Origin of the sequence: Streptomyces sp. NPDC007025 (assembly GCF_042869455.1) — a bacterium.
Classification (GTDB): domain Bacteria; phylum Actinomycetota; class Actinomycetes; order Streptomycetales; family Streptomycetaceae; genus Streptomyces.
The window spans coordinates 18,210-43,016 of sequence record NZ_JBIAFT010000018.1; the positions used below are offsets into that span (position 1 = coordinate 18,210).

21 protein-coding genes and 1 pseudogene are annotated in these 24,807 nt (G+C 73.7%); 9 read left to right on the plus strand and 13 right to left on the minus strand.

The window, feature by feature from the left end; genetic code table 11:
- Positions 1-25 precede the first annotated feature (25 nt).
- The 4 genes from ACFYMO_RS28735 to ACFYMO_RS28750 all read right to left on the minus strand — a co-directional run bounded on the left by ACFYMO_RS28735 (position 26) and on the right by ACFYMO_RS28750 (position 2,988).
- Positions 26-565 carry a DUF1697 domain-containing protein gene (locus ACFYMO_RS28735; protein WP_366771378.1) on the minus strand — a complete coding sequence of 180 codons (540 nt, stop codon included), beginning with the start codon at positions 563-565 and terminating at the stop codon, positions 26-28.
- Between the two features lie 78 nt (positions 566-643).
- Positions 644-1,102, minus strand: a complete 459-nt coding sequence (locus tag ACFYMO_RS28740; RefSeq protein ID WP_366771350.1) for a hypothetical protein — start codon at positions 1,100-1,102, stop codon at positions 644-646.
- A gap of 131 nt (positions 1,103-1,233) precedes the next feature.
- Complete coding sequence (locus tag ACFYMO_RS28745; protein ID WP_388550043.1) at positions 1,234-2,352, minus strand: slipin family protein; 1,119 nt, start codon at positions 2,350-2,352, stop codon at positions 1,234-1,236.
- Positions 2,353-2,583: 231 nt separating this feature from the next.
- The gene (locus tag ACFYMO_RS28750) at positions 2,584-2,988 is read right to left on the minus strand and encodes a DUF5997 family protein (protein WP_175488492.1); all 405 of its coding nucleotides are present in this window, start codon (positions 2,986-2,988) and stop codon (positions 2,584-2,586) included.
- Positions 2,989-3,046: 58 nt separating this feature from the next.
- On the opposite strand from ACFYMO_RS28750, the gene ACFYMO_RS28755 reads away from it, so the two are divergent.
- From ACFYMO_RS28755 to ACFYMO_RS28765, 3 genes are all read left to right on the plus strand, one after another.
- Entirely contained in the window at positions 3,047-3,805 is a 759-nt protein-coding gene (locus tag ACFYMO_RS28755) for a LysR family substrate-binding domain-containing protein (RefSeq protein WP_366771348.1), read from the plus strand.
- Positions 3,806-4,100: 295 nt separating this feature from the next.
- The gene (locus ACFYMO_RS28760) at positions 4,101-4,484 is read left to right on the plus strand and encodes a helix-turn-helix domain-containing protein (protein ID WP_366771347.1); all 384 of its coding nucleotides are present in this window, start codon (positions 4,101-4,103) and stop codon (positions 4,482-4,484) included.
- A gap of 105 nt (positions 4,485-4,589) precedes the next feature.
- Positions 4,590-5,255: a glyoxalase gene (locus tag ACFYMO_RS28765; protein WP_388550048.1), complete on the plus strand. Its 666-nt coding sequence runs from the start codon at positions 4,590-4,592 to the stop codon at positions 5,253-5,255.
- 61 nt (positions 5,256-5,316) lie between these two features.
- Here the strand turns inward: ACFYMO_RS28765 and ACFYMO_RS28770 are convergent, their stop codons facing one another.
- From ACFYMO_RS28770 to ACFYMO_RS28780, 3 genes are all read right to left on the minus strand, one after another.
- Positions 5,317-6,570 (minus strand): glycosyltransferase family 4 protein, encoded by a 1,254-nt coding sequence (locus ACFYMO_RS28770; RefSeq protein WP_366771345.1) that lies wholly within the window; start codon positions 6,568-6,570, stop codon positions 5,317-5,319.
- Between the two features lie 280 nt (positions 6,571-6,850).
- Positions 6,851-7,423 carry a DUF2165 domain-containing protein gene (locus ACFYMO_RS28775; protein ID WP_366771344.1) on the minus strand — a complete coding sequence of 191 codons (573 nt, stop codon included), beginning with the start codon at positions 7,421-7,423 and terminating at the stop codon, positions 6,851-6,853.
- A 189-nt stretch (positions 7,424-7,612) separates the two neighbouring features.
- A complete protein-coding gene (locus ACFYMO_RS28780) occupies positions 7,613-8,989 on the minus strand; it encodes an MFS transporter (RefSeq protein ID WP_388550052.1) in 1,377 nt (458 codons plus the stop codon).
- A 112-nt stretch (positions 8,990-9,101) separates the two neighbouring features.
- Here ACFYMO_RS28780 and ACFYMO_RS28785 point away from each other — a divergent pair, with 112 nt between their 5' ends.
- The gene (locus tag ACFYMO_RS28785) at positions 9,102-9,980 is read left to right on the plus strand and encodes a LysR family transcriptional regulator (RefSeq protein WP_366771342.1); all 879 of its coding nucleotides are present in this window, start codon (positions 9,102-9,104) and stop codon (positions 9,978-9,980) included.
- A gap of 106 nt (positions 9,981-10,086) precedes the next feature.
- Here ACFYMO_RS28785 and ACFYMO_RS28790 read toward each other — a convergent pair whose 3' ends face one another.
- Positions 10,087-10,722 (minus strand): response regulator transcription factor, encoded by a 636-nt coding sequence (locus tag ACFYMO_RS28790; protein WP_366771341.1) that lies wholly within the window; start codon positions 10,720-10,722, stop codon positions 10,087-10,089.
- Positions 10,719-11,927, minus strand: coding sequence for a sensor histidine kinase (locus tag ACFYMO_RS28795; protein ID WP_388550059.1), 1,209 nt, complete (start codon positions 11,925-11,927; stop codon positions 10,719-10,721). Before ACFYMO_RS28795 ends, ACFYMO_RS28790 begins: the two co-directional genes overlap by 4 nt.
- A gap of 170 nt (positions 11,928-12,097) precedes the next feature.
- Between ACFYMO_RS28795 and ACFYMO_RS28800 the strand changes: the two genes are divergently transcribed.
- A complete protein-coding gene (locus ACFYMO_RS28800; RefSeq protein WP_366771339.1) occupies positions 12,098-13,189 on the plus strand; it encodes an FtsX-like permease family protein in 1,092 nt (363 codons plus the stop codon).
- On the plus strand, positions 13,186-13,893 hold the full coding sequence (locus ACFYMO_RS28805) for an ABC transporter ATP-binding protein (RefSeq protein ID WP_366771338.1): 708 nt from the start codon (positions 13,186-13,188) through the stop codon (positions 13,891-13,893). Before ACFYMO_RS28800 ends, ACFYMO_RS28805 begins: the two co-directional genes overlap by 4 nt.
- Here ACFYMO_RS28805 and ACFYMO_RS28810 read toward each other — a convergent pair.
- A pseudogene (locus ACFYMO_RS28810) lies at positions 13,860-14,905 on the minus strand (molybdopterin cofactor-binding domain-containing protein). The gene ACFYMO_RS28805 and the pseudogene ACFYMO_RS28810 sit on opposite strands and share 34 nt — an antisense overlap.
- Complete coding sequence (locus ACFYMO_RS28815) at positions 14,884-15,507, minus strand: hypothetical protein (RefSeq protein ID WP_366771337.1); 624 nt, start codon at positions 15,505-15,507, stop codon at positions 14,884-14,886. The pseudogene ACFYMO_RS28810 and the gene ACFYMO_RS28815 overlap by 22 nt, the downstream one beginning before the upstream one ends.
- 472 nt (positions 15,508-15,979) lie before the next feature.
- Here ACFYMO_RS28815 and ACFYMO_RS28820 point away from each other — a divergent pair, with 472 nt between their 5' ends.
- Positions 15,980-18,502, plus strand: coding sequence for a SpoIIE family protein phosphatase (locus ACFYMO_RS28820; RefSeq protein WP_366771336.1), 2,523 nt, complete (start codon positions 15,980-15,982; stop codon positions 18,500-18,502).
- A gap of 40 nt (positions 18,503-18,542) precedes the next feature.
- On the opposite strand, the gene ACFYMO_RS28825 is transcribed toward ACFYMO_RS28820, so the two are convergent.
- On the minus strand, positions 18,543-19,790 hold the full coding sequence (locus ACFYMO_RS28825; RefSeq protein WP_366771335.1) for an SLC13 family permease: 1,248 nt from the start codon (positions 19,788-19,790) through the stop codon (positions 18,543-18,545).
- A gap of 631 nt (positions 19,791-20,421) precedes the next feature.
- Between ACFYMO_RS28825 and ACFYMO_RS28830 the strand changes: the two genes are divergently transcribed.
- A complete protein-coding gene (locus ACFYMO_RS28830; protein WP_366771334.1) occupies positions 20,422-21,945 on the plus strand; it encodes a catalase in 1,524 nt (507 codons plus the stop codon).
- Between the two features lie 110 nt (positions 21,946-22,055).
- Here the strand turns inward: ACFYMO_RS28830 and ACFYMO_RS28835 are convergent, their stop codons facing one another.
- Positions 22,056-23,333: an ROK family protein gene (locus tag ACFYMO_RS28835; protein WP_366771333.1), complete on the minus strand. Its 1,278-nt coding sequence runs from the start codon at positions 23,331-23,333 to the stop codon at positions 22,056-22,058.
- 144 nt (positions 23,334-23,477) lie between these two features.
- Here ACFYMO_RS28835 and ACFYMO_RS28840 point away from each other — a divergent pair, with 144 nt between their 5' ends.
- Entirely contained in the window at positions 23,478-24,803 is a 1,326-nt protein-coding gene (locus ACFYMO_RS28840) for a sugar ABC transporter substrate-binding protein (RefSeq protein ID WP_366771332.1), read from the plus strand.
- Positions 24,804-24,807 lie beyond the last annotated feature (4 nt).

Below are 24,807 nucleotides of genomic sequence, written 5' to 3' on the forward strand. Positions count from 1 at the left end.
CTCTCCGCGCGCCGCCTGCCGGGAGTCAGCCGCGGGTCAGCTCGACGAGCGCCGTCACGGTGTTCCAGTTGCGGGACGTCGCGTCGATACCGCCGAGCACCGCGGGGCGGTGCAGTGCGGGGGAGAGGCGGGAGGTGCCGAGACCGCCCGGCGTGTGCAGATACAGCGCCCGGTCCCCCGCACGTACCTCCTCGGGCAGGAAGGCCGCGGCGTCGAGCGAGGCAATCCGTTCGGCAGGAACGGCACGGGAGCAGAAGACGACATGCAGCTCCTTTCCCCCGACACCGTCGGTGGGGAAGGGGCACGCGTCGCGTACGTCCCGCAGATACTCCGCACCGCGCACCATGCAGGCGACGTGGAAGCCGAAGTGCTGTTCGAGCGCGTCCTCCAGCTCGGCCGCGAGCGTGTCCTCGTCGGACCCGTCACTGCTGAAGACCGCGTTGCCGCTGTTGAGGTGGGTCCGTACAGCATCGTGGCCCAAGCCGCCGAGCAGCTTTCGCAGTTCGGCCATCGGGACCTTCCGGTTGCCGCCCACGTTGATCCCTCGCAGGAGAGCGGCGTACATCGTTCGCACAGTTCCAGCCTAGAGCCTCTGCCGGGTCTTGCGGCCGCTGCCGACCCGGCCCGCTCCGAGCCCGGCGCGTCAGCCCTTGCGGCGGCGCTTCCAGGGCCAGCGGCGATGCCCGCGCCGCCGTCCACCGTCGCTGCGCCGGGACCGGCTCCAGAACCAGCCCGCGGGCGGCTCGTCGGAGCGCCACGGCTCCCGCTCCGGGTAGCCCTCCCGGTCCCAGCGGGCCGCCAGCTCCCGGGTCCGTGCCGCGGGCTCGGTCACGTCCGCTGCCCGGATGAAGGCCTCGCCCAATTCCACCGACTCCGCCTCCTCGCTCGAGAGCTCGATGCTGCCGACCGCCTCGGACGACCCGGATTCCCCGGGCTCCGGCTCCTCGTGCCGCTCGCGCTCCCCGGACGGCTCGGGCTCCTCGGGAGGATGTGCGGCATCGGCGCGGGGATCAGCTTCGCCCCCTCCGACCCCGTTCCGGGGGTCGGGCCCGTCGCCGTGGTCGCCGCCCGGTTCCCCGGCCCGGCTGCCGCCGTTGCTCATGGCCTATGCGCCTCCTCGTCTTCCCAGGCTACGAGGGATGCACCCGGTGGCCTTCCGTCCCCGGTGAGAAACCGGTGAGAATGCGCGGGCCGGACTCCGGGCGGCCCTCGGTTCCGGTTGCCCGGCTGCCCTCAGGTCCGGTTGCCGGGGTGCCTGCGCCGGTGCCCGGCGTGCGCGGTCTCCTCGGACCTTCCGCCCGCACGCGCCGACTCGGCCGTGGGCAACCCGGTCACCTGCAGTTCCGGCAGGACCATGGCCGGGTCCCTGAGGGGTGCCGCGGGGTCCGGTGGCAGCGCGCCGGTGAACGGGGCGCCGGTCTCCGCCTCGTCCTCGACCGAGGAGCGGGCCGCCCGGGCCGCGGACCGGAACGTCGGGGCGACGTCACCGTCCGTCCGGCTCCGCGCCGCTCCCGCGGTCGCACTCCGCGCCGGGCCGCCACCCGCCGACACCGGCTTCTCGTCCGCGGCGGACGGAGCCGGCTGGTCGGACTCCGGTTGCGCGCGCTCCAGGAAGCGCAGCAGCTCGACGGGGAAGGGCAGCACGAGCGTGGAGTTCTTCTCGGCGGCGACCGCCGTGATGGTCTGGAGCAGCCGCAGTTGCAGGGCCGAGGGCTGCCCGGACATCTGCTGTGCGGCTTCCGCCAGCCGCTTGGACGCCTGGAGCTCCGCGTCCGCGTTGATGATGCGCGCCCGCCGCTCCCGGTGGGCCTCGGCCTGGCGCGCCATCGACCGCTTCATGGTGTCGGGCAGGGACACGTCCTTGATCTCCACCCGGTCGATCTGCACACCCCAGTCGACCGCGGGGCTGTCGATCATCAGCTCCAGGCCCTGGTTGAGTTTCTCCCGGTTGGAGAGCAGGTCGTCCAGATCGCTCTTCCCGATGATCGACCGCAGCGAGGTCTGGGCCATCTGGGAGACGGCGAACTGGTAGTCCTCGACCCGGATCACCGCGTCCGCCGGCTTCACGACCTTGAAGTAGACGACCGCGTCCACCCGCACGGTCACGTTGTCGCGGGTGATGCCCTCCTGCGCCGGGACCGGCATGGTGATGATCTGCATGCTCACCTTGCGCAGCCGGTCGACGACGGGAATGATCAAGGTCAGTCCGGGGCCGCGGATGTCCTTGTGCAGGCGGCCGAGACGCAGCACGACGCCGCGTTCGTACTGTTTGATGATGCGGACCGCTGACAGCAGACCCATCGCTGCCAGCAGTGCCACGACGACGATGACAGTTGTCACTGTTTCCGACATATCCGCACCTACGTCCAGAACGGCTGATACCAGCGTAGATCCGGTCGGGGTCCACAGGCGAGCCCTGCGGAACGGGCCCGTGCGCAGGGAAGATCCCGCCGGACCGGGGTGCGTCCGGCCGACGGGACACGGTGTGACAATGCGGTGACCGCGCGCACCCGGGGGTGGATCACGGCCTCGCGGCGCCGGCCCGCGGTGCCCAGCCCGCGGCGCCCGGTGCGCGGGCGCCGGTCAGCGGCGCGGTGCGTCTTCCTGCGCGGCGCGTTCGGCCTTCTTCGCCTTGAGTCGAGCCGCTTCCTTGCGGACCTCGGCCTGGGTGGCGCGCTCCTGCTGCAGCCACTCGGGGTTCTCCGCCTTGAGCGCCTCGATCCGTTCGGTGGTGAGGGCCTCGGTGACGCCTCCGCGCGCGAGACCGGAGATGGAGACCCCCAGCTTCGCCGCGACCACGGGCCGCGGGTGCGGGCCGTCGCGTCGCAGGTCCAGGAGCCACTGGGGAGGCTCGGCCTGCAGGGCGTTCAACTCGTCGCGCGAGACCACGCCCTCCTGGAACTCGGCGGGGGTGGCTTCGAGGTACACACCCAACTTCTTCGCCGCGGTCGCGGGCTTCATGGTCTGGGTGGTCTTGTGCGACGTCATGCCGTCCAGGGTATCGATCACCTGCGGCGCACTCGACCGCGCCCGGTAGCCTGGCGACGTGACAGGCTCGGAGACCCCACCGTCGTTCCGCCTCGCGTACGTCCCCGGCGTGACACCCGCGAAATGGGTGCGTGTCTGGGGAGAGCGACTGCCGGACATCCCGCTGCACCTGGTCTCGGTGACCGCCGCAGACGCCCCCGGCGTACTGGCGGACGGCGCCGCGGACGCGGGTTTCGTCCGGCTGCCCGTCGACCGCTCCCGCTTCAGCGCGATCCCGCTGTACACCGAGACGACGGTGGTCCTCGTCCCCAAGGGCCACCTGGTGACCGCGGCGGACGAGGTGACCCTCGCCGAACTGGCCGACGAGATCGTCCTGCACCCCTTGGACGAGGTCCTGGACTGGGAGCAGCGGCCCGGGCGGCCCGCCCTGGAGCGGCCGGCCACCACCGCCGACGCCGTCGAACTGGTGGCCGCCGGAGTGGGGCTCCTGATCGTCCCCCAGTCCCTCGCCCGGCTGCACCACCGCCGGGACCTCACCTACCGGCCCGTCACGGACGCGCCCGTCTCGCAGGTCGCCCTCTCCTGGCCGGAGGAGCGCACCACCGACATGGTCGAGGACTTCATCGGCATCGTGCGCGGCCGCACCCCCAACAGCACCCGGGGCCGCAAGGCGCCCGAGCCGCAGCCCCGGCAGCCGCGCGCCGAGCAGTCCGCCCGCCGCAAGCCCGCCTCCGGCAAGCAGACCGGCAGGAACCCGCGGAGCGGCGCCGGCGGGGCCAGGGGCAGCAGGCGCGGCAGGCCCCGCCGCCGCTCCTGACCCGCTCGCCGTACAGGGCGGCGATTCTCCTCCGGCGGCAGGCCGCCACCGGGCTCCACCGGTGACCCGTCACCGTCCCGGACCCCGCACGCCCGCGGATCCCGCGGCGGGGGATTCACCGGGCCGGCCCCGGGGGAGTGGCCGAGCGGCCGCACCGCGGGGCCGGAGCAGACCCGCCCGGCCCCGGACGTTGCGGGGACTCCCGGCCGCGCCCCGCGTTGTGGCCGCTCGGCCGGCCGTAGGAGAGTGGCGGCGGACCTGGAAGAACGTACGTATCGGCGGGGAGAAGAACCCTATGGTGACCAAGCAGCAGTTCGAGGGCCTGCCCGAGGACGCCGACCTGCGGCGTGCCGACTCCCTGGCGCGGGAGATCTTCTCCGACATCGCCAACAAGTGGGCGCTCCTGATCGTCGAGGCCCTCGGCGAGCGCACCCTGCGCTTCAACGAGCTGCGCAAGGAGGTCGAGGGAGTGAGCCACAAGATGCTCACCCAGAACCTGCGCAGACTGGAGCGGGACGGCCTGGTCGACCGCACGGTCCATCCGACCGTGCCGCCGCGGGTCGAGTACACCCTGACCGAACCGGGCCGGGCCCTGCGCGGCACGGTCGACGCCATGTGCGACTGGACCCGGCGCCACCTGGCGCACATCGAGGAGGCGCGCCGCCGCTTCGACACCTGAGAGCCCCGTCCGCCGGCTCCGCCCCTACCCGGGGGCGCGTCCCGGAGCGGGAATCCAAGCCGTCAGGAATCGAGAAGCACCCGTCGCGGGGTTCCTCCTAGCGTGATGTTCATGGCAACCACCGCTTCCACCGCTGCCGGCGTCTCCCTCACCTCCGTCACCCTCGAGGTGGCCGACCCCGAGTCCGCCGGCCTCTTCCACACCGCCTTCGGGGTGGAATCACGCATCCGTCTGCGGCACTTCGCGCCGCACTCCACCGGATTCCGCGGCTTCACCCTGGCGCTCACGGTCTCCCGTCCGGCCACCGTCGACAGCTTCCTCGGCGCCGCCGTGGACGCCGGCGCCACCGTGCTCAAGCCCGCGGCGAAGTCGCTGTGGGGCTACGGCGGCGTCGTCCGGGCTCCCGACGGGACGATCTGGAAGGTCGCGACCCCCGCGAAGAAGGACACCGGCCCGGCCACCCGCGAGATCGACGAGATGGTCCTCCTCCTGGGCGTCCGGGACGTGAAGGCCACCAGGCAGTTCTACGCGGACCGCGGACTGACCGTGGCCAAGAGCTTCGGCGGCAAGTACGCCGAGTTCGCGTCCGGCGAATCCAGCCCCGTCAAGCTGGCGCTGTACAAGCGCGCCGGCCTGGCCAAGGACCTCGGCGTTCCCGACGACGGCACCGGCTCGCACCGCATCGTCCTCGGCGGCACCGCCGACTCCTTCACCGACCCGGACGGATTCGCCTGGGAGGCCGCCGGGCCGGCCGCCTCCGAGGCGTCCTGACCCACGGACCGGCCGGCACCCGGCGGACTCCGCTCCGCTGCGGGACGCCGGGCCCGCCGGATCACCTCCGGGCTGCACGGAGCGCGTATCCCGCCCCGGAGCGCGCTGCCTCCCGGGCCGTGTACGCCCCGCCGAGCAGGCTGCCGCGGGCCCGGTGCAGCGTGCCCGACCGGCGGTTCACCAGCGAGGTCAGCAGATCCTCGTACCGGGCGGCCAGGTGCGCCGGGTCGAACCGGGCCGACGCGGCCAGTGCGGCCCGTCCCATGCGTGCGCGCAGCCCCTCATCGTTGATCAGTCGCAACAGCGCACCGGAGATCGCGCCCACATCACCCGTGGGCACCAGGAGCCCGTCCTCGCCGTGCCGGATGATCTCCCCGGGCCCGTGCGGGCAGTCGGTGGCCACGACCGGAAGCCCGCACCGCATCGCCTCGACGATGGTCATCCCGAACGATTCGAGGCTCGACGTGACGGCGCAGATCGCGCCTTTCACCCACTCGGCCTCGATGGGGTTGGCCGAGCCCATCAGGAAGACGTGGTTGTAGAGGCCGAGTTCGTCGATGAGCCGGCGCAGCTTGTCGTGCTCCCGGCCGTGGCCGTAGATGCGCAGACCCCAGTCCGGGCGTTCCCGGACGACCTCGGCGAAGGCGCGTATGAGCACGTCGTAGCGCTTGGCCGGGGCGAGCCGCCCCGCGGCCACCACCCACTTGCCGCTGCCGTCCGTCGGACCGATCTGCGGCTCGGGAACGCTGTTGGGGAGCCCTTCGACGCGCACGCCGGGCAGGCGCAGCGTGCTGCGGTAGTCGCGGGCGTCGGCCTCGGTCACCGTGGTGACCGCGTCCAGCCGGGGATAGGTGCGGCGCAGCAGGCGCTTGAGCCGTACGGAGTGCGTGGCGAGGGTGAGGTGCTCCTGCCCCAGCCGCACCGGGCCGCGCCGCGTCTGCCGGGCCACGTGCACGTTGAGTCCTGGCCGGGTCCCGATCACGACGTCCGCCTCGGTGTTCCTGAGATACGCGCCGATCCGGCGGTCCGTCAGCACGCTGTGCCGCGAGTACTGGCCGTCGGCCGCGGGGAAGACCCGGGCCGGCCGGGCGTGTTCGGGATCGTCGCCCTCACAGGTCGGCCGGTTCCGCCGCATGTCGACCAGCGAGCTCAGCCGTACGCGCTCTCCCGGCTCGAAGAACAGCCTGTCCCGGTACCGGAAGACGGACACGACCTCCACGTCGTGCTGCTCGGAGAGCGCGTCCGCCAGGTTGAAGGTGGTGCGGACCGTCCCGCCCATCCCGTACGCGCTGAAGATCAGAAACGAGATGTGCATGAGTCCTCATATCCGGTGCTGTGGGTCGGGACGGCGGGCCGCGCGGAGCGGAAGGTGCCGGGCGGAGCGGGTGGCGATGCGGGAGCGGAGCGCATCCGTCCCTCTGCTGCGGTGTTCTGCACATGGGGTTCGATGCCGGCTCAGCACGGAAAGTTCACGGTGGGCACCGGGTTTCCGACCGCGGCCACCGTCCCGGGGGCCGCGGCGTCCGGCCGGCGGTCGGAACGCGGCGGGCCGGGGAGGGGACGCACCCCCGGCCCGCTCCGGCTGCCGCCGGCGCTCAGTCCGTACCGTCGCCCGGCGCGCCCGGCCGGTCCGGGGCAGTGTGCACGGTCAGCAGCGTGAGCCCGCTCAGCAGCACGACGCGGGTGGCGGCATCCAGCCCGTTCCACTTCTCCGACTGCCACATGGCGAACCACTCCCCGCCGAGCGCGATGAACCCCGCCCCGAACAGGACGAGGAGCATCAGCAGGCCCGCGGTGGACAGCGAGCGGGCGCGGTGCCGGTCCCCGCGGCGCAGCCACAGCCCGGTCGCCGCGATCAGCACCAGCGCCGCGGCCGACTCCCACACGATGATCGCGACATAGGCCGCGTCCTGCCACGCGCGGGAAGTGACCGCCCGCCACATCACATCCCCGTCCCGGAACGTGGTGTCCATCGCCAGCACGTGCCTGACGAACTCCCGGTTCGTGTCGAAGTCGGTGACGTTCCCGAACGCGACCAGGGCGATGTACAGGGCCACGACGCCGGTCAGGACGGCGGCCGCCGCCCCGCGTACGTCATGGAAGCGGCGGGTCGCGGCTCCCGCCGGGCCGGTGCGCGGGGCGTGGTGCTGATCCGAAGAGGCATTCATGGTCCGACTATGGGCCGCGGAACCCCGGGTGCTGAAGACCGCCTGTCCCGTACGGAACGTCCGCGGGCTGCCCGGGCAGTTGCTCCGCGGCGACCGGGCCCCCGGACGGCGGGCTCCCGGCACACCGTCGGTCGTCCCCGGGCCACCGGTGCCTACCGGTGCCCGGCTGCCCCTGCCCCGGGCACCCGGTCACGGACGCTGTACGCCGCCGAACCAGGCGGCCGTCCCGGCACACACCACCGCCGCCACCGCGAACGCCCAGGGAGCCGAGCCGATGCCCGCCGCAAGGGGCGCGCCCATGGCGGCGATGCCGAGGCTCGCACCCGTCTGCCGTGCCGCGTTGAGCATGCCCCCCACGGCACCGCCCGCGCCCGGCGGGGCCGCCCCGGCCACGGCGGTGACCAGCGCGGGCAGGGCGAACGAGACGCCGAGACCGGTCAGCAGCAGCCCCGCGGCCAGCCAGCCGTACGGTGCCCTCGCCCACGCGGCGGCTGCGAGCACGGTGCCCCCGGCGGCGAGCAGCACGAGTCCGCCGAGCACCGGCGGCCGAGGCCCCCTCCTGGCCACGATCCGGCCGGTCAGCGGCGGGTTCACGGCGAACGGGATCGTCAGCGGCAGAAAGGCGAGCCCCGTCTCCAGCGCCGACATGCCGCGGTCGGTCAGGAGCAGAGGCAGCACGAAGAGGCTGCCGGCCAGGGCGAAATTGACCGCGGCTCCCGCGGCCAGACCGGCCCGTGCGGCTCCGGCACCCAGCAGTGCCCGGTTCAGCACCGGTGCCGTGCTGCGCCGCTCCAGCCGCGCGAAGGCCGCGCCGGTGACCACAGCGCCGCCCAGCGCCGCGGCGGTGTGCGGCCATGCTGCCGCGCCGGCGGCGATGAGCCCGTCCGTGACCAGTGCCAGACAGGCGCACGCCGCCAACTGGGCGGGCCAGTCCACCTTTCGGTCCCCCCGCGGGCAGTGCAGGCTCCGGGTGGCCGTCAGCACCAGCACCGCCGCGCCGAGCGGGACGTTGATCAGGAAGACGGCCCGCCAGCCGGCGGGGCCGACCAGCGCACCGCCCGCCAGCGGTCCGGTGGCCACCGCGGCGCCGCTGATCGCCGCCCAGGTCGCGACGGCCCGTGCATGTTGACCCCGGTCCGGGTAGAGGCGGCCGATCAGCGCCAGCGACGAGGGCACGCAGGCGGCGGCCGCGGCACCCAGCAGCGCGCGCATCCCGATCAGGGCACCGACGGTGGGGGCGAGCGCGCACAGCGCCGACCCCACCGCGAACAGGGCCGCACCGGCACGGAAGACCCGGTGCGCGCCGAGCCGGTCGGCGAGCGCCCCGGCCGACAGCAGCAGCGCCGCGAAGACCACCGTGTAGCTGTTGGCCGCCCATTGGAGACCGGCCACCGACGTGTGCAGGGAGGCCGCCAGGTCCGGCTCGGCGACCGACAGCACGGTGGTGTCGAGCAGGACCATGAAGTAGCCGAGCGAGATTCCCGCCAGTACGGTTCCCCGGTGCCGGAGCGGGGAGCGCGGACGAATGGCCGTACCCGGCGGCGGAAGGTGTTTGTCGAGCGTCATACCGGGCACTGTGCGCCCGCCGCGCTCCGCCCTCCACCGGCGCAGCCGTACACTCCGTTCGGGACATCCGCACGGCCACGCATCCGCACGGCCACGGGGGAGAGGCGGGGGCATGGAGCTGCGACAACTCCGCACCTTCGAGGCGGTGGTGAAGCATGGCACGGTAACCGAGGCCGCCCACGCGCTCGGTCTCGCCCCCTCGTCGGTCTCGGCGCACATCCGCGCGCTGGAGGAGGCGATGGGGGTCGCCCTGTTCGCGCGTACGGCGCACGGCATGCGCACGACCGCCGCGGGCGACCGGTTGGTGGACTGGGCGGCACGGCTGCTGCGCCAGTCCGAGCAGGCGGTCGGTGAGGTGCGGGGCGCGGTCCGGCCGCTGCGGCTCGGCGCGCTGGAGACCATCGCGGCCACCTGCGTACCCGCGGTGCTGCGCCGGTTCACCAGCCGGCGGCCCCTCCTCGGAGTCGAGGTGCGGGTCGCCACCGGGCGCGGCGTGCTGCTCGACGAGGTCGCCGCGGGGAGCCTGACCGCCGCGCTGCTCCTGGACCGGGGCGAGAGCCTGGGCGGACTGGGCTTTCCCCTCCCGGCGGCGCCGCTCTCGAGCCTGGACGTGGGCGCCGTCCCGCTGGACCTGGTGGCCGCTCCCGGGCATCCGCTGGCCGGCCGCCCGCTGGAGTCGGCCGGACTGGCGGGCGAGCGGCTGCTGGTCAACGTGGCGCAGTGCTCCTTCCGCATGGTCGCCGACCACCTGCTGGGTCCCGAGGTCGAGCGGGTGGAAGCCGGTGGGGTGCCGGTGATGCGGGCCTGGGCGGAACAGGGCCTGGGCATCGCGCTGCTGCCCCGGTTCGCGGTCGAGGACGGGCTGGAACAGGGCCGTCTGGTCCGGCTCGGGCTGCCCGCCCCCGACCTGGCGCTGCGGCTGGTGTGGAGCACCGCCGACGAGGCGCTCCCCGAGGTGCGCGAACTGCTGTACGCGGCGAGCGGCAGCTGAGGCGCCGCCTGAGAGTGCCGTGCCAGACCGGCACGGCGCCCACCGCCCCGGCGGCGGGACCGGGGGAGCGTGGCGAGGACAGACCGGGACCCGGTGCGGCGGCCGGTCAGCGGCGGATGAACCCGAGCTCCGTGGCGGCGGCCACGGCCGCGGTGCGGGAGTCGACGTCGAGCTTGGCGTAGATGCGCGCCAGATGGGACTTGACCGTGCCCTCGGTCAGGTGGAGACGCCGGCCGACGTCCTTGTTGGACAGCCCCTCGGCGACCAGGGTCAGCACCTCGGTCTCCCGCTGGGTCAGGGCGGTCCCCGGGGCGCGCAGCCGCCGCATGATGCGGTCGGCGACCGCGGGGGCGAGGGTGGTGCGGCCCGCGGCCGCGGTGCGTACGGCCTCGGCCAGTTCGTCCGGCGGCGCGTCCTTGAGGAGGTAGCCGGTGGCGCCCGCCTCGATGGCCGGCATCGTGTCGGCGTCGGTGCCGTAGGTGGTGACGATCAGGACCCGCGGCGCGCCGGGGCGTGCCGTGATGGCGGCAGTGGCCTCCGAACCGGTCATACCTGCACCGAACTGCAGATCCATCAGCACCACGTCGATCCCGCCCTTGGCGGCACGGGCGACGGCTTCCTCGGCGGTGGCGGCTTCGGCCACGACGGCGACCCCCGGTTCGGTCTCCAGGACGGCGCGCAGCCCGGCGCGCACCACGGGGTGATCGTCGGCCAGCAGCAGCCGGATGGCATCGCCGGTCACCGGCGAGCCTCCTCGTCGGGCCGGTGCGCAGCCGGTGCCGGAAGCTGGGCCGCCAGCGCGGTGCCGCTGCCCGGCGCCGACTCGACGATGAGGCTGCCGCCCAGCCCGGCCACCCGGGCCCGCATGGCCGGCAGGCCGAAGCCGCCGGTACCCGGGTCGCGGGCGGGCAGCCCGCCCGGATCGAAGCCCGTCCCGTCGTCCACGACGTCCACGGCCACCTGCTCCCCGAGGTAGCTGAGCGTGACCTCCGCGCGGGTGGCACCGGCGTGGGACGCCGTGTTCGACAGCGCGGACTGGACGACGCGCAGCAGGGCGGCCTCGTGCGGGGCGGGCAGCAGCACCGGGCGGCCCGTGAGATGGAAGCCGACGGACAGCGGATGGCGCGCCGAGACGGTCGCGCACAGCCGCTCCAGCGCGCCGGCCAGGGTGCCGCCCTCCAGCGCGGGCGGAGCGAGCGCGGCGACGAACCGGCGGGCTTCGGCGAGATTGTCCACGGCGGCCTTCCGGGCCTGGTCGACGTACGCGCCGGCGGCCTGCGGACGGCCGGGCAGCGCCCGCTCGGCCGCCCGCAGCAGCAACTGGATGCTGGAGAGGCCCTGGGCGAGTGTGTCGTGGATCTCCCGGGCGAGGCGTTCGCGCTCCTCGAGCACCCCCGCCGCGTGCTGGGCGGTGGCCAGGTCGGCGCGGGTCGCGGTCAGCTCCTCGATCAGCCGGCGGCGCTGCTCGCTCTCCCGGTACAGCGCCTGGTAGCCCCGGACGACGGCCACCGCGACCGCCGCGCCCAGGGCCGGCCCCAGCGCTGTCGCCACCGTGAAGGCACCCTGGTGCGCCGCGAAGGCGCCGATCGCGGCGGTGGTGGTGGCGGCCACCGCGACGAGCCCGCCGCGCCGCGGCAGCAGGTGGAGCTGGAGGAAGTACAGCGGGAAGGCCACCCACACCCCGTCCGACGACAGGGTCAGCAGCCCCAGCCAGATCACCCCCAGGCCGGCCAGCCATCCGGCGGCGGCTCGCCGGGAGCGCCCGACGGCGGGCAGCAGCGGCCCCGCCGCGTAGGCCGCGGCGAGCAGCAGGGCGACGGCGACGACGGCCCCCGCCTCCGGCCGGTGGTCGGCCACGGCACGGCCGGCGGCCAGGGCCAGGAGCCCGGCGACGAGCAGATGCAGGCACCAGGCCAGGGCCCGGGTGGTGGGAGTCAGCGTATTCACGGCCACTCCAGCGTACGAGCAGCCGCCCCTCGGCTGCCTCTGTCGAAAGATGGAACCCGGCCGCCGTCCTTCGGCCCGCGGAGTGCCCTCCCGCGAGCGATGCCGCGGGGACGGGGGAGCGGCGACGCTGGGGGCTCAGCCGTTCCGTCGCATGAAAGCAGGCCGCAGCAGTGTTCGTCGCCTGGAGGGACCTCAAGTTCGCCAAGGGGCGGTTCATCCTCATGGGAACCGTCATCGTGCTTCTCACCCTGCTGGTCGGGCTGCTCTCCGGCCTGACCGCGGGCCTCGGCCGGCAGAACACCTCCGCGATCACCGGGCTCGCCGCCGACCGGATCGCCTTCGACGCGCGCGGCGCCGGGGAGGATCCCTCCTACGCCGACTCCACCGTCACCCGCCGCCAGTGGCGCACCTGGGCCGACGCGCCCGGGGTCACCCGCGCGGAACCCCTCGGCATCCGCACCGCCAGAGCCGCCTTCGGGACCCGGAGCGCCGGGGTCTCGGCGTTCGGGGTGCGCCCCGGCTCCGAGCTCGCCCCGGACGGCCACCGCATCGAGGGGAACTCCGCGGTGCTCTCGCGGGGCGCTGCCGACGCCCTCGGCGCCCGCGTCGGCGACAGCTTCTCCCTGGCCGGACACCGGCTGACCGCGGCCGCCGTCACCGGTGACGCCTCCTTCAGCCACACCCCGGTGATCTTCACCAGCCTCAGTGCCTGGCAGCGGGTCGCGCTGCCCGCCGGGGCCGGAGCCGACGGCCCCGCGGCAACCGTCGTCGCCCTGCGCACCGCGGCGGGGGCGGACATCTCCGCCACCGACCGTGCGGCGGGCACCCGGACCCTGGCCAAGGACGACTCGCTGTCCGCGATCGGCTCCTACACCTCCGAGAACGGCTCCCTGCAGTTGATGCGCGGCTTCCTGTACGCCATCTCGGCGCTGGTCATCGGCGCCTTCTTCACGGTGTGGACCATCCAGCGCAGCGGCGACATCGCCATCCTCAAGGCGCTGGGGGCCTCCACCGCGCGCCTGCTGCGGGACGCCCTCGGCCAAGCCCTGCTCCTGCTGGCCGGTGGCACCGCGCTGGGCACCGCCCTCGCCGCCGGTGCCGGTGCGGCGCTGTCCGGCTCCGCGGTGCCGTTCCTTCTCACCCCCGCCACCGTCCTGGTCCCCGCCGCCGTCACCGTCCTGCTCGGTGCGCTGGGGGCCGCCCTCTCCGTCCGCCGGATCACCTCCGTGGACCCGCTGACCGCACTGGGGAGTGCCCGATGAGCCTCGAGTTGACCGACATCACCCTCACCTACCCCGACGGCGACGGCGTGCTGACCGCGCTGGACCGCGTCAGCCTCCGGGTGCCCGCGGGGAGCGTCACCGCCGTCGTCGGCCCCTCCGGCTCCGGCAAGTCGAGTCTGCTCGCCGTTGCCGCCACTCTCATCACGCCCGACTCCGGCACGGTGACCGTCGACGGCACCGACACCACCGCCATGAGCCGCCGGGAGCTGACCACGCTGCGCCGGGAGCGCATCGGCATCGTCTTCCAGCAGCCCAACCTGCCGGCCTCGCTCACCGCCGCCGAGCAGCTCCAGGTCATGGCACAGCTCGGCGGCCGCTCCGCCGCCCGGGCGCGCCCCCGCGCCCTGGAGCTGCTGGCGGCCGTCGGCCTGACCGGGCAGGCCGACCGGCGCCCCCATCAGCTCTCCGGCGGGCAGCGCCAGCGCGTCAACATCGCCCGCGCCCTGATGAACGACCCCACCGTGCTGCTGGTCGACGAACCCACCAGCGCCCTCGACCACGAGCGGGGAGCCGCGGTCCTCGACCTGCTCGTGCAGCTCACCCACCGGCAGGGCGCTGCCACCGTCCTGGTCACCCACGACCGGGCCCACCTGGCCGCCGTCGACCGGCTCGCCGAGGTGCACGACGGACGCCTCGCCGCCGGCCCGGGTCACAGCAGCGCCTCGACGGTGACCGGCAGCTGACGCACCCGGCGCCCGGTCGCGTGGTGGACGGCGTTGGCGACGGCCGCCGCCGCACCCACCTGGCCGATCTCGCCCACGCCCTTCACCCCGAGCGGATTGACGGCGGTGTCCTCGACCTCCACCAGCTCGACCTCGACCTCGGGCGCGTCGGCATTGACGGCGAGCAGATACGAGCCCAGGCTCGCGTGGGTCCAGCGGCCGGTGCCGGGCCGCATACGGTTGGACTCCAGCAGCGCCTGGCCCAGCCCCCACAGCATGCCGCTCATCAGCCGGCCCCGCGCCGTGCGGGGGTTGAGCACCCGGCCGGGGGCGAAGGCGCCCGTCATCCGGCGCACCGCACCAGGCCCAGCTCCGGGTCGACGGCGACTTCGGCGAACTGGGCGCCGAAGGTCATCATCGCGTACGGCGACCCGCTGTCCGGCTGCCACGACCCCGTGGCCTCCGCGTCCGGCAGGGCGGTGCGGCGCAGCAGACCTGCGTACGACTCGGCGGCGCTCCCGGCCCGCATGGCGCCGTCCCGTACGGCGACCTCCGCCGGCTCCCGGCCGTGCAGCGGGGAACCGGGATCGGCGACCGCGCGGGTGACGAGCTGCTCCCGCAGCGCTGTTCCGGCGCTGTGTACCGCGGCGCTGATCATGCCGGCGCACGAGGAGCCGACCGCGGCGGCGATGTCGGGCAGCGCGGTGTCCCCGCCCTCGAACCGGCAGAGCTCCACCGGCAGGCCGAGGGCGTCGGCGGCGACCTGCGTCATGGCCGTGACCACACCTGTGCCGAACTCGGGCGTGGCGGCCTGTACGACAGCGGTGCCGTCGTCGGCCGCCAGCGCGGCCAGTGCCGGATGGGCGTGGATCATCGCCTTGGAGCCGAAGCTGCCGCCCACGTAGTGGCCGAGCACGCGGATCCTCGAGCGGGGGATGCCCAGCAGCCGGGCGACGGTGATCTGGCTGGCGTTCACCCCTGGGTCGAGTCGTGGAGGAGGAGTTCGTCCCCTCACCACCAGGCGGTGGTGCACGCCGGCTCCAGGGGGTTGTGGTGGTTGGCCGCGAACGTGAAGGCGGCGTCCACCCGCAGCTCGGCCCCGGCCAGTCCGGCATCGGCGTCGCCGCGGGGGATCCGTCCGGGCAGCCGGCCGCCGAAGATCCGCTCGGGCACATAGGCCTGGTCGCGGCCCTGTGCGAAGGTGGTCGTCGCCGGAGTCTCCGCGTAGGAGATCCGCAGCAGATGCGCCGCGTGCTGTGCCCGCTCCCAGGTGTCGGCGACGACCAGGGCGATGTGCTGGCCCGCGTAGTGGACGGTGTCGTCCTGCATCGGGAGGAACGTCTGGCCGGGGGCCGCGGTGCCGGCGGGAGAGGGGACGAGAGGCGGCTGTTCGGCGATTCCGGGCAGGTTCTCATGCGTGAGGACGGCCAGCACCCCCTCCTCGGCGCGGGCGGCCTCCGCATCGACGGCCAGCACCCGGCCCGCGGCGATCCGGGAGCCCACCAGGATGGCGTGGGCCGCGCCCGGGGCCGGCACCTCGGTGGAGTAGCGGGCCCTGCCGGTGACCTTGGGCCGGCCCTCCAGGCGTGCCAGGTCCTGCCCGACGGCCGTCGCCCTGCTCGCGGTCGCGGTCATGCGTGGCTCCCCTCGCCGGGGCCGGTGCCCTCGGCGAGCGTGCCGAGTGCGCGTACGAGCGCCCGCTGGGCGAGTTCGACCTTTGACCCGCGGTTCGATCTCGACCGCGTGTTCGGTGCCGTTGACCGGAAGCGCGACCCTGACCGGCCCCGGTCCGCGCTCCTCCAGTACGGCCCCGCGCCGGGCGAGGGCCTGCTCATCCGCAGACATACCGCGCCTCCACAGCACGCATCTGGAGAAGAAAAAACCTATATAAATGGGACGGAAATGTAGCATTCATGAATGAGTCAGATGGTGTCAGACACCCGCGGGCCTCCGTCGGCACCCTCGATTCCGTCCCCGCCGCGGACGACGTCCCCGGGAACGCGCCCGGCACCCGGGCACGCTCGCGCCGCCGGGGGCCGGACCCGGCGCGGGGCACCGGGGCACGACTCGTGGACCGAGACCAGGAGACCCGCCAGGAGAGGCGGCCATGGCTTCCGAGAGAGACCTTCCGACCGAGCCGCTCCGACCGCGCGAAGCGGTCGACCCCGCCATGGCGGTGATCGACACCCACGGCACCGTGACCGGATGGACCCCGGCGGCCGAAGCCCTGCTCGGCCGTCCGGCGGTCGACGTGGTGGGCCGCTCCGCCACGGCCCTGCTGACCTCCTCCGAGGACATCGCCCGAGCCGCGGAAGCGGTCGAGCACAGCCGCACCCGGGGCAGTTGGACCGGCCTGACCACGCTGCAGCACCGCAGCGGCCGCCCGGTGGAGGTGGGACTGCGGGTCTGCCCGCTGTCCGGCGCGGAGGGCCGGAAGTCCTGGCTGGTCGCGGTCGTCGACCTGGGCAGGGCGCCCTCGTGGGTGCTGGGCGGCCCGGTGCTGGAGGCGTTCCTGACCCGCTCGCCGCTGAGCATGGCCGTCCTCAGCCCCGATCTGCGGTACGTGTGGATCAACGACGAGCTGGAGCGCCTGGGCGGGGTGCCGCGGGAGGAGCGCCTGGGCCGCCGCCTGGGCGACACTCTCCCGGGCCTGGACACCCGCGCGCTGGAGGCCCAGATGCGGCGGGTGCTGGCGACCGGCGCGCCCGTGATCGACTACGAGTACCGGGGATGGACCCCCGCCCAGCCGCACCGGGAGCACGCCTACTCCACGTCCTTCTTCCGGCTCGACGACGCGGACGGCGACGCGATCGGCCTGTGCTACATGGTCATGGACGTCACCGAGAGATGGCGGGCGCGCGAGCGCCTCACCCTGATCAACGAGGCGGGCACCCGCATCGGCAGCACGCTCGACGTGGAGCACACGGCACAGGAACTGGCGGACTTCGCCGTTCCGCGCTTCGCCGACTTCGTCGCCGTCGACCTGGTGGAATCGGTGCTGCGAGGTGAGGAGCCCGCGCCGGACCCCCGCGAGAGCCTGCCCGCGTTCCGGCGGGCCGGGCTGCGGTCGATCAGCGCCGGGACCCCCGAGTCCGTGTCCGAGCGCGGCGGCCGGACCACCGTGGACCCCGCGTCGCCGTTCGCCCGTGCCTTCCGGTCCGGCGAGGCCCTGATCGACCGGGATCTGGACGGCAACGGCGGCGGCTGGCTGAACCGCGACCCCGACCGGGTCGAGAAGATCCGCCGGTTCGGCATGCACTCGCTGATCGCCGTCCCGGTGCGGGCGCGCGGCACCATCATGGGGGTCGCGACGTTCGTCCGCTCGCGGTACCCGGCCCCCTTCGAGGAGGACGACCTGCTCCTCGCCGAGGACCTGGTCTCCAGGGCCGCGCTGTGCGTGGACAACGCCCGCCGCTACACCCGCGAGCACACCGCGGCGCTCACCCTCCAGCGCAGCCTGCTGCCGCACGCGCTGCGGGGCGGCACCGCCGTCGAGGTGGCCTCCCGCTACCTTCCCTCCGGCGCGCACGACGGAGTGGGCGGCGACTGGTTCGACGTGATCCCGCTGTCGGGGGCCAGGGTGGCCCTCGTCGTCGGCGACGTCGTGGGCCACGGCATCAACGCGGCGGCCACCATGGGCCGGCTGCGGACGGCCGTGCACACCCTCGCCGACATGGAACTGCCCCCGGACGAACTGCTCGCCCGCCTCGACGACCTGGTCATGCGCCTCACGGAGGAGGAGGCCCGCTCGGAGCCGAGCGCGGTCACCGTGCTGGGCGCCACCTGCCTGTACGCCGTCTACGACCCGGTGACCCGGCGCTGCACGATGGCGCGGGCCGGCCACCCGCCGCCCGCCCTGGTCTTCCCGGACGGCACCGTCACCTTCGCCGACCTCCCGGCGGGCCCGCCCCTGGGCCTGGGCGGGCTGCCCTTCGAGTCAGCCGAGCTGGAACTCCCCGCGGGCAGCCTCGTCGCCCTCTACACCGACGGGCTCGTCGGCGAGTGCGGCCCGGACATCGACGCCGGACTGAGTCGGCTCGAGGAGGTGCTCGCGCATCCGGAGCTGCCGCTGGAGAGCCTGGGCTCGGCCGTGATCGACACTCTGCTGTCCGCACCGCCGGCCGACGACGCGGCCCTGCTCCTCGCCCGCACCCATGTGCTGACCGCCGACCACGTCGTCTCCTGGGAGCTGCCCTCCGAACCCGCCGTCGTCGCACGGGCCCGCTCCCTGGTCGCCGGCCAACTGCGGGCCTGGGGTCTGGACGGGCTGATCCTGACCACGGAGCTGATGGCCAGTGAACTGGTGACCAACGCCATCCGGCACGGCGCCGGACCGATCCGGTTGCGGTTGATCCGGCACACCGTCCTCGTCTGCGAGGTCACCGACAGCAGCAGCACCTCCCCGCGGCTGCGCCACCCCCGGACCACCGACGAGGGCGGGCGCGGCCTCTTCCTCGTCGCCCAGCTCAGCCGCCGGTGGGGTACTCGCTACACCGAGACAGGCAAGCTCATCTGGGCCGAACAGGACATCCCCACCGCGGCGGAAGCCTCCCCGGATCTGCCGGCGCCTCCGCGCGAGGGCCTGCCGGAGGTGCCGGCCGGCCCGCCCCCGGCTGCGCCTCGCGGATGAGGCGGCGCGTCGAACCACACCGCGGGGCCCCGGGCCCGGCTCAGCCGCCGAAGACGGCGAGCGAGACCCACAGGGCCAGCGTGGCGGCCAGCAGGGCGGACGGCACCGTGAGCAGGCCGAGGCGGGTGAAGACCGACAGCTCGACGCGGTGTTCGTACTGGTGGGCGATCCGCCGCCACAGCAGCGTCGCGAGCGAGCCCGCATAGGTCAGGTTCGGGCCGATGTTGACGCCCAGCAGGACGGCCAGCACCGCACCGGGACCGGAGGGCGCCGCCAGCGGGACGAGGACGAGCGCGGCGGGCAGATTGTTGATCAGGTTGGCGAGCACCGCCGCGACGGCAGCGGTGCCGAGCAGCGCGGGCAGTGTCGTACCTGCGGGCAGCACCCTGTCGAGCGCGTCGCCGAGACCGTTGTCGACCACGGCCCGTACGACCACACCCAGCGCGAGCACGAAGGCGAGGAACGGCACGGCTGCCGCACCTGCGATCTCCGCCGGGGTGGTGCGGCGGCGGGCCAGCGCCCGGACGGCCAGCACGGCCGCGCCGGCCGTCGCGGCCCACACCGGATCGACTCCGAGCGCGGAGGCTGCTCCGAATCCGGTCAGCGTCGCGGCCACCGTCACCAGCGCGAACAGCGGCAGTTCCGGTGCCTCGGCGCTCTCGGCCGGTCCCGGGGGAGCATCGAGGTCCGTGGCGAAGAAGCGGCGGAAGACGGCGTACTCGACGGTGACGGCGGCCAGCCACGGCAGCAGCATCAGCAGGGCGAAGCGGGTGAAGCCCAGGCCCGTCGCGGTGAACGCGAGCAGGTTCGTCAGATTGGACACCGGCAGCAGCAGCGAGGCGGTGTTCGACAGATGGGCGCTCGCGTACAGGTGCGGTCGTGGCCTGGCCCCCATGCGGGCCGCGGTGGCGAACACCACCGGCGTCAGCAACACCACGGTGGCGTCCAGACTGAGGGCTGCGGTCACCACCGAGGCCAGCGCGAAAACCGACCCCAGCAGCCGGCGCGGCCGTCCCCGTGCCCAGCGGGCCATCCAGGTGCCGCAGGCGTGGAAGAGCCCCTCGTCGTCGCAGAGTTTCGCGAGGACGAGCACCGCGGCCAGGAAGCCGATCACCGGTCCGAGCCGGGCGGCTTCCTCGGCCACGTCCGCGAGCGGAATCGCGCCGACGGCGATCACCAGCACGGCCGCGGGCGCCGCGAACGTCACCTCCGACCGGCCGTAGGGGCGGCCGACGGCGCACACCAGCACCACGGCCAGGGCGGCGACGGACAGCAACTCGAGCAGCATGGTCCCGATCATCCTTGCCGCACCCCGGTTCCGGTCCGGCCCCCCGCGGGGAGCATGTCCGGACCGCCGACAGCGGCCGGAGCGCGCGACGAGACTCTCCGCGCCCGCACCGCCCCAGGAGGGGACGCAGGCACCGCTCGGGCGGTGGAGCGAATTCCGTGCCCACGGGCCCTGCTGACCGGGTGATCCGGCGAAGCGACGCGTTTGCCGGGCTCGAAAAGGGCCACCCAGTCAATTGACATGACTTCGGTACGGCACGGCGCACGGAATCCCTCGGGCACCACCACGGCCCGGCCGCGGCACGGTCGGCCACCGGGCGACCGCGGGCGGCCCGGCGGAGCACCGGCACCGTCCGCACCCGGCGGCAGGCGAGGCGCCGTCCGGGTGCCGGACTCGCCCCGGAGCGGTGCCGCACCGGCCGAAGCGCATCCTCCCGCTCCACGGTGGAGACGGGGACCTGCCGGGCCGACGGACCGGCCCGGCAGCCGGTCCGCCGCAAGCGGGGTTCCGGGGCGCGGCGACACCGTCCACCGGCGCGCCGCTGCCGGAGCCGGTGCCCTCGCTACGTTCCAGTGGTGAAACCAGCGCCCGCGCGACGGCGGGCGCCCGCGACGAGAAGGAGTCAGAAGCGATGGCGGAAGCGGACCGCATGCCGACGACGACGGATGCCGGCATCCCTGTCGAAAGCGACGAGCATTCCCTCACCGTCGGGCCCGGGGGGCCGGTCCTGCTCCAGGACGCCTACCTGATCGAGCAGATGGCGCAGTTCAACCGCGAACGGATCCCCGAGCGCCAGCCGCACGCCAAGGGCAGCGGCGCGTTCGGGCACTTCGAGGTGACGGGAGACGTCACCGCCTACACCAAGGCGGCCCTCTTCCAGCCCGGTGCCAGGACCGAACTGGTGACGCGGTTCTCGACCGTGGCCGGCGAACGGGGCAGCCCCGACACCTGGCGGGACCCGCGGGGCTTCGCGGTGAAGTTCTACACCAGCGAAGGCAACTACGACATGGTCGGCAACAACACGCCGGTCTTCTTCGTCAAGGACCCGATGAAGTTCCAGCACTTCATCCGGTCGCAGAAGCGCCGCGCCGACAACAATCTGCGCGACCACGACATGCAGTGGGACTTCTGGACCCTCTCTCCCGAATCCGCCCACCAGGTCACCTGGCTGATGGGGGACCGGGGGATCCCCCGCAGCTGGCGCCACATGAACGGCTACACCTCGCACACCTACATGTGGATCAACGCCTCGGGGGAGCGGTTCTGGGTCAAGTACCAGTTCAAGACCGACCAGGGCATCGAGTTCTTCACTCAGCACGAGGGAGACCAGATGGCCGCGGCCGACACCGACTACCACACCCGCGACCTGTTCGAACACATCCGCGACGGCCAGTACCCGAGCTGGACCATGTACGTGCAGGTGATGCCCTACCAGGAGGCAGCGGACTACCGGTTCAACCCCTTCGACCTGACCAAGGTGTGGCCGCACGGCGACTACCCGCTGATCGAGGTCGGCAGGATGACGCTGGACCGCAACCCGACCGACAACCACGCCCAGATCGAGCAGGCCGCCTTCCAGCCCAACAACCTGGTGCCCGGCATCGGACCGAGCCCGGACCGCATGCTGCTGGCCCGGCTGTTCTCCTACGCGGACGCGCACCGCCACCGCATCGGCGGCAACTACCAGCAGCTTCCCGTCAACGCCCCGGTCGTCCCCGCGCACACCTACTCCAAGGACGGGGCGATGGCCTACCGGCTGACCACCGACCCGGTGTACGCGCCCAACTCCAAGGGAGGGCCGGCGGCCGACACCGACCGGTACGGCACACCCCCCAGCTGGTACGCGGACGGTGAGATCACCCGGGCGGCGTATGTCTCGCATCCCGAGGACGACGACTGGGGCCAGGCGGGCACCCTGGTGCGCGAGGTCATGGACGACGCCGCCCGGGACCGCCTCGTGGACAACGTGGTGGGACACCTGCTCAACGGCGTCAGCGAGCCCGTGCTGCGGCGGGCGTTCCAGTACTGGCGCAACATCGACGCCGGGGTCGGCGCCCGCATCGAGGAGGGGGTGCACGCCAAGCGGCACGAGAAGGACCCGAAGGCCGCGCAGCAGGGCAACCCCGCCCGGGAGAGCATGCAGGTCAAGGCGTGACGACGCGCTGAGAGACCCGGGTCCCCGCCGCCGCGGGGACCCGGGTGGCGACGGTCGGGCGCGGGCCTGGGCCGCACCGCCCGGCGGGGGCGGTGCGCCGGTCGGCGGCCTCAGCCGGTCCGCGCCGCGCCGGAGCCGCGGCGCGGAGAGCCGTGCGCGGGAGAGCCCACCGGGCGCCCGCCGGTCTCCAGGAAGCGGGTCAGCGGCAGGGTCGCCGCCCCCACCGTGACGGCGTCCGGCCCCAGCCTGCCCAGCTCGATCGCCGTGCGCCCCGCGGGGTGCGCCAGGGCGCGCGCCCGCGCCGCCTCGCGCACCGCGGGCAGCAGCCGGGCGCCCAGCAGGAGGCCCGCCCAGCCGGCCAGCACGATGCGTTCCGGGCTGAAGAGATTGACGAGGTTGGCGATCCCCGCGCCCAGATGCTCGGCGGTCTCGGCCAGCACCGCCTCGGCCGCGCTGTCACCCGCCGCCAGCAGTTGCGCCAGCCCCGCCTCCTGGTCGCCTTGCGGGCTGCCCCCGGCCTCGCGCCAGCGCTCCAGCACGGCGGCCGCTCCCACATACGCCTCCAGGCATCCAGCCGCTCCGCAGCGGCAGACGCGGCCGTTCGCGCGCAGCGTGGTGTGTCCCCATTCGGCGGCTCCGCGGAAGCCGGGGCCATAGGCGCCGCCCTCGGTGATGACGCCCGCGCCCACGCCCGAGCCGAGGAGGGCCACGACCGCGTCCCGCGCCCCCCGCCCGGCGCCGAACCACATCTCGGCCTGGCCGAGGGTCTTGGCGCCGTTCGACACCAGCAGCGGGATCTCGTCGGGCAGTTCCGCCTCGGTGCGCAGCAGCTCCTCCAGCGGAACCGCGTCCCAGCCCACGGTCTGCCCGTGCACCACGGCGCCGCCCGCCGCGCCGCGGTCGACGATGCCGGGCACACCGACACCCACGCCGAGCGTCGGTCCCAGCGGCTGCGGCGGCATCGAGCCCGCGGCGCTCTCCCGTACTGCGGCGAGACCGGCCGCGATCAGCCGCACCACGTGCGCGGCCTGGTGGCCGCCGTCCTGCAAGGGGTATTCGGCACGGGCGCGTTCGTCCAGCGCGAGGTTGAAGAGTTCAACGCGTACCCGGGTCTCTCCCACATCCACGCCGATCAGCGTCCCGGCCCCGGGCGCCACCCGCAGCAGGGTGCGCGGCCGGCCGCCCTCGGACTCGGCGGAACCCGCCTCCTCCAGCAGGCCCTCGCCGAGCAGTTCGGCGGTGACGTTGCTGACCGACGCGGAGCTCAGGCCCGTGAACGGCACCAACTCCTGGCGGCTCAGGGGCCCTTCGAAGTACAGATGGCGCAGCGTTCTGGAGCGGTTGGTGCGGCGCAGATCACGCACCGTCCGCCGGTTCTCCTGGCGCATGTGACTCCCTTCCCCGCGCAATCTACCCGTGCGCGACGTCTTGACGACCCCTTCTTCCACTACTTAACTCACGATCCAAGAAAAGTGCGAGCCGCCTTCAGGCGTTCAACGCCCGCCTCCTCACCTCCCGGAGGGCTCTCCGCCATGCGCAGATTCCGTACCGCGGCAGCAGCCGCGCTCGTCACCGCCCTGACCGCGGCCGCCTCCGGCTGCGGAGGCGGTACGGCCACCAACAGCGGGGGCAGCAACGACAACCCCGGCGAACTCACCTACTGGGCCACCAACCAGGGTTCGAGCATCGAAGCCGACAAGAAGGTCCTGGCCCCGGAGCTGAAGAAGTTCGAGAAGCGGACCGGCATCAAGGTCAAACTGGAGGTCGTGCCCTGGTCCAACCTCCTTGACCGGATCCTGGCCGCCGCCTCCTCCGGGCAGGGCCCGGACGTCCTCAACATCGGCAACACCTGGTCCTCCTCGCTGCAGAAGAGCAAGGCGCTGCTCCCGTTCGACGACGCGCGGATGGCCGACGTCGGCGGTGCCGACCGGTTCAGCAAGGCGGCACTGGCCGCGACGGGCGCCGAGGGCAAGCCCCCGGCCGCGGTGCCGCTGTACTCGCTGACCTACGCGCTCTACTGGAACAAGAAGATGTTCCGCCAGGCGGGGATCGACGGCCCGCCGGTCACCTGGGACGAACTCGTCGCCGACGGGAAAAAGCTCACCCGCGACGGCCGCCACGGACTCGCCGTCGAGGGCGGCAACCCGGTGGAGAACGCCCACCACGCCTTCGTCTTCGGCAAGCAGCACGGTGCCGACTTCTTCGACGAGAGCGGCCGCCCCACCTTCGACAAGCCCGGCAACGTCGAAGCCGTCAAGCAGTACGTGGACTTCCTGGCCGAGGACGGCATCGCGGCCAAGGGCAACGCGGAGTACGCGCAGAACCAGTCGGTGAAGGACTTCGCCACCGGCAAGGCCGGAATGCTGCTGTGGCAGGCGGCCCGCACCTCGCTGCTGGCGCACGGGATGAAGCCGGACGAGTACGGCATCGCACCGGTTCCCTTCCAAAGCCGGCAGGACGCCAGGGCCTCCGGCGGCAGGACCAAGGTCAACTCCATGGTCGCGGGGATCAACATCGGCGTCTTCAACCACACCGACAATCTCGACGGCGCCATGAAGTTCGTGTCCTTCATGACCTCCACGAAGGAGCAGCGCATCCTCACCGACGCCTACGGCTCGGTCTCACCGGTGCTCAAGGCCCAGCAGGCGAAGCCGCGGGACAAGGACGAGGCCGTGCTGCGCTCCGTGCTCTCCTCCAGCGCCGCGCCGCTGCCCCAGGTACCGGACGAGTCGAAGTTCGAGACCCTGGTGGGCACGGCGGTCAAGCGGCTCTTCGCGGACGCCGCCGCGGGCCGGCCGGTCACCGAGAAGACGGTGCGCCAGGCCCTCACCAAGGCCCAGCAGCAGATGGGGAAGTGACCCG

Bases quoted from the DNA above. Each gene is read 5' to 3' on its own strand.
- ACFYMO_RS28735 (WP_366771378.1), bottom strand. From the start codon at position 565: ATGTACGCCGCTCTCCTGCGAGGGATCAACGTGGGCGGCAACCGGAAG.
- ACFYMO_RS28740 (WP_366771350.1), bottom strand. From the start codon at position 1,102: ATGAGCAACGGCGGCAGCCGGGCCGGGGAACCGGGCGGCGACCACGGC.
- ACFYMO_RS28745 (WP_388550043.1), bottom strand. From the start codon at position 2,352: ATGTCGGAAACAGTGACAACTGTCATCGTCGTCGTGGCACTGCTGGCA.
- ACFYMO_RS28750 (WP_175488492.1), bottom strand. From the start codon at position 2,988: ATGACGTCGCACAAGACCACCCAGACCATGAAGCCCGCGACCGCGGCG.
- ACFYMO_RS28760 (WP_366771347.1), top strand. From the start codon at position 4,101: ATGGTGACCAAGCAGCAGTTCGAGGGCCTGCCCGAGGACGCCGACCTG.
- ACFYMO_RS28765 (WP_388550048.1), top strand. From the start codon at position 4,590: ATGTTCATGGCAACCACCGCTTCCACCGCTGCCGGCGTCTCCCTCACC.
- ACFYMO_RS28770 (WP_366771345.1), bottom strand. From the start codon at position 6,570: ATGCACATCTCGTTTCTGATCTTCAGCGCGTACGGGATGGGCGGGACG.
- ACFYMO_RS28775 (WP_366771344.1), bottom strand. From the start codon at position 7,423: ATGAATGCCTCTTCGGATCAGCACCACGCCCCGCGCACCGGCCCGGCG.
- ACFYMO_RS28780 (WP_388550052.1), bottom strand. From the start codon at position 8,989: ATGACGCTCGACAAACACCTTCCGCCGCCGGGTACGGCCATTCGTCCG.
- ACFYMO_RS28785 (WP_366771342.1), top strand. From the start codon at position 9,102: ATGGAGCTGCGACAACTCCGCACCTTCGAGGCGGTGGTGAAGCATGGC.
- ACFYMO_RS28805 (WP_366771338.1), top strand. From the start codon at position 13,186: ATGAGCCTCGAGTTGACCGACATCACCCTCACCTACCCCGACGGCGAC.
- ACFYMO_RS28815 (WP_366771337.1), bottom strand. From the start codon at position 15,507: ATGACCGCGACCGCGAGCAGGGCGACGGCCGTCGGGCAGGACCTGGCA.
- ACFYMO_RS28820 (WP_366771336.1), top strand. From the start codon at position 15,980: ATGGCTTCCGAGAGAGACCTTCCGACCGAGCCGCTCCGACCGCGCGAA.
- ACFYMO_RS28825 (WP_366771335.1), bottom strand. From the start codon at position 19,790: ATGCTGCTCGAGTTGCTGTCCGTCGCCGCCCTGGCCGTGGTGCTGGTG.
- ACFYMO_RS28830 (WP_366771334.1), top strand. From the start codon at position 20,422: ATGGCGGAAGCGGACCGCATGCCGACGACGACGGATGCCGGCATCCCT.
- ACFYMO_RS28835 (WP_366771333.1), bottom strand. From the start codon at position 23,333: ATGCGCCAGGAGAACCGGCGGACGGTGCGTGATCTGCGCCGCACCAAC.
- ACFYMO_RS28840 (WP_366771332.1), top strand. From the start codon at position 23,478: ATGCGCAGATTCCGTACCGCGGCAGCAGCCGCGCTCGTCACCGCCCTG.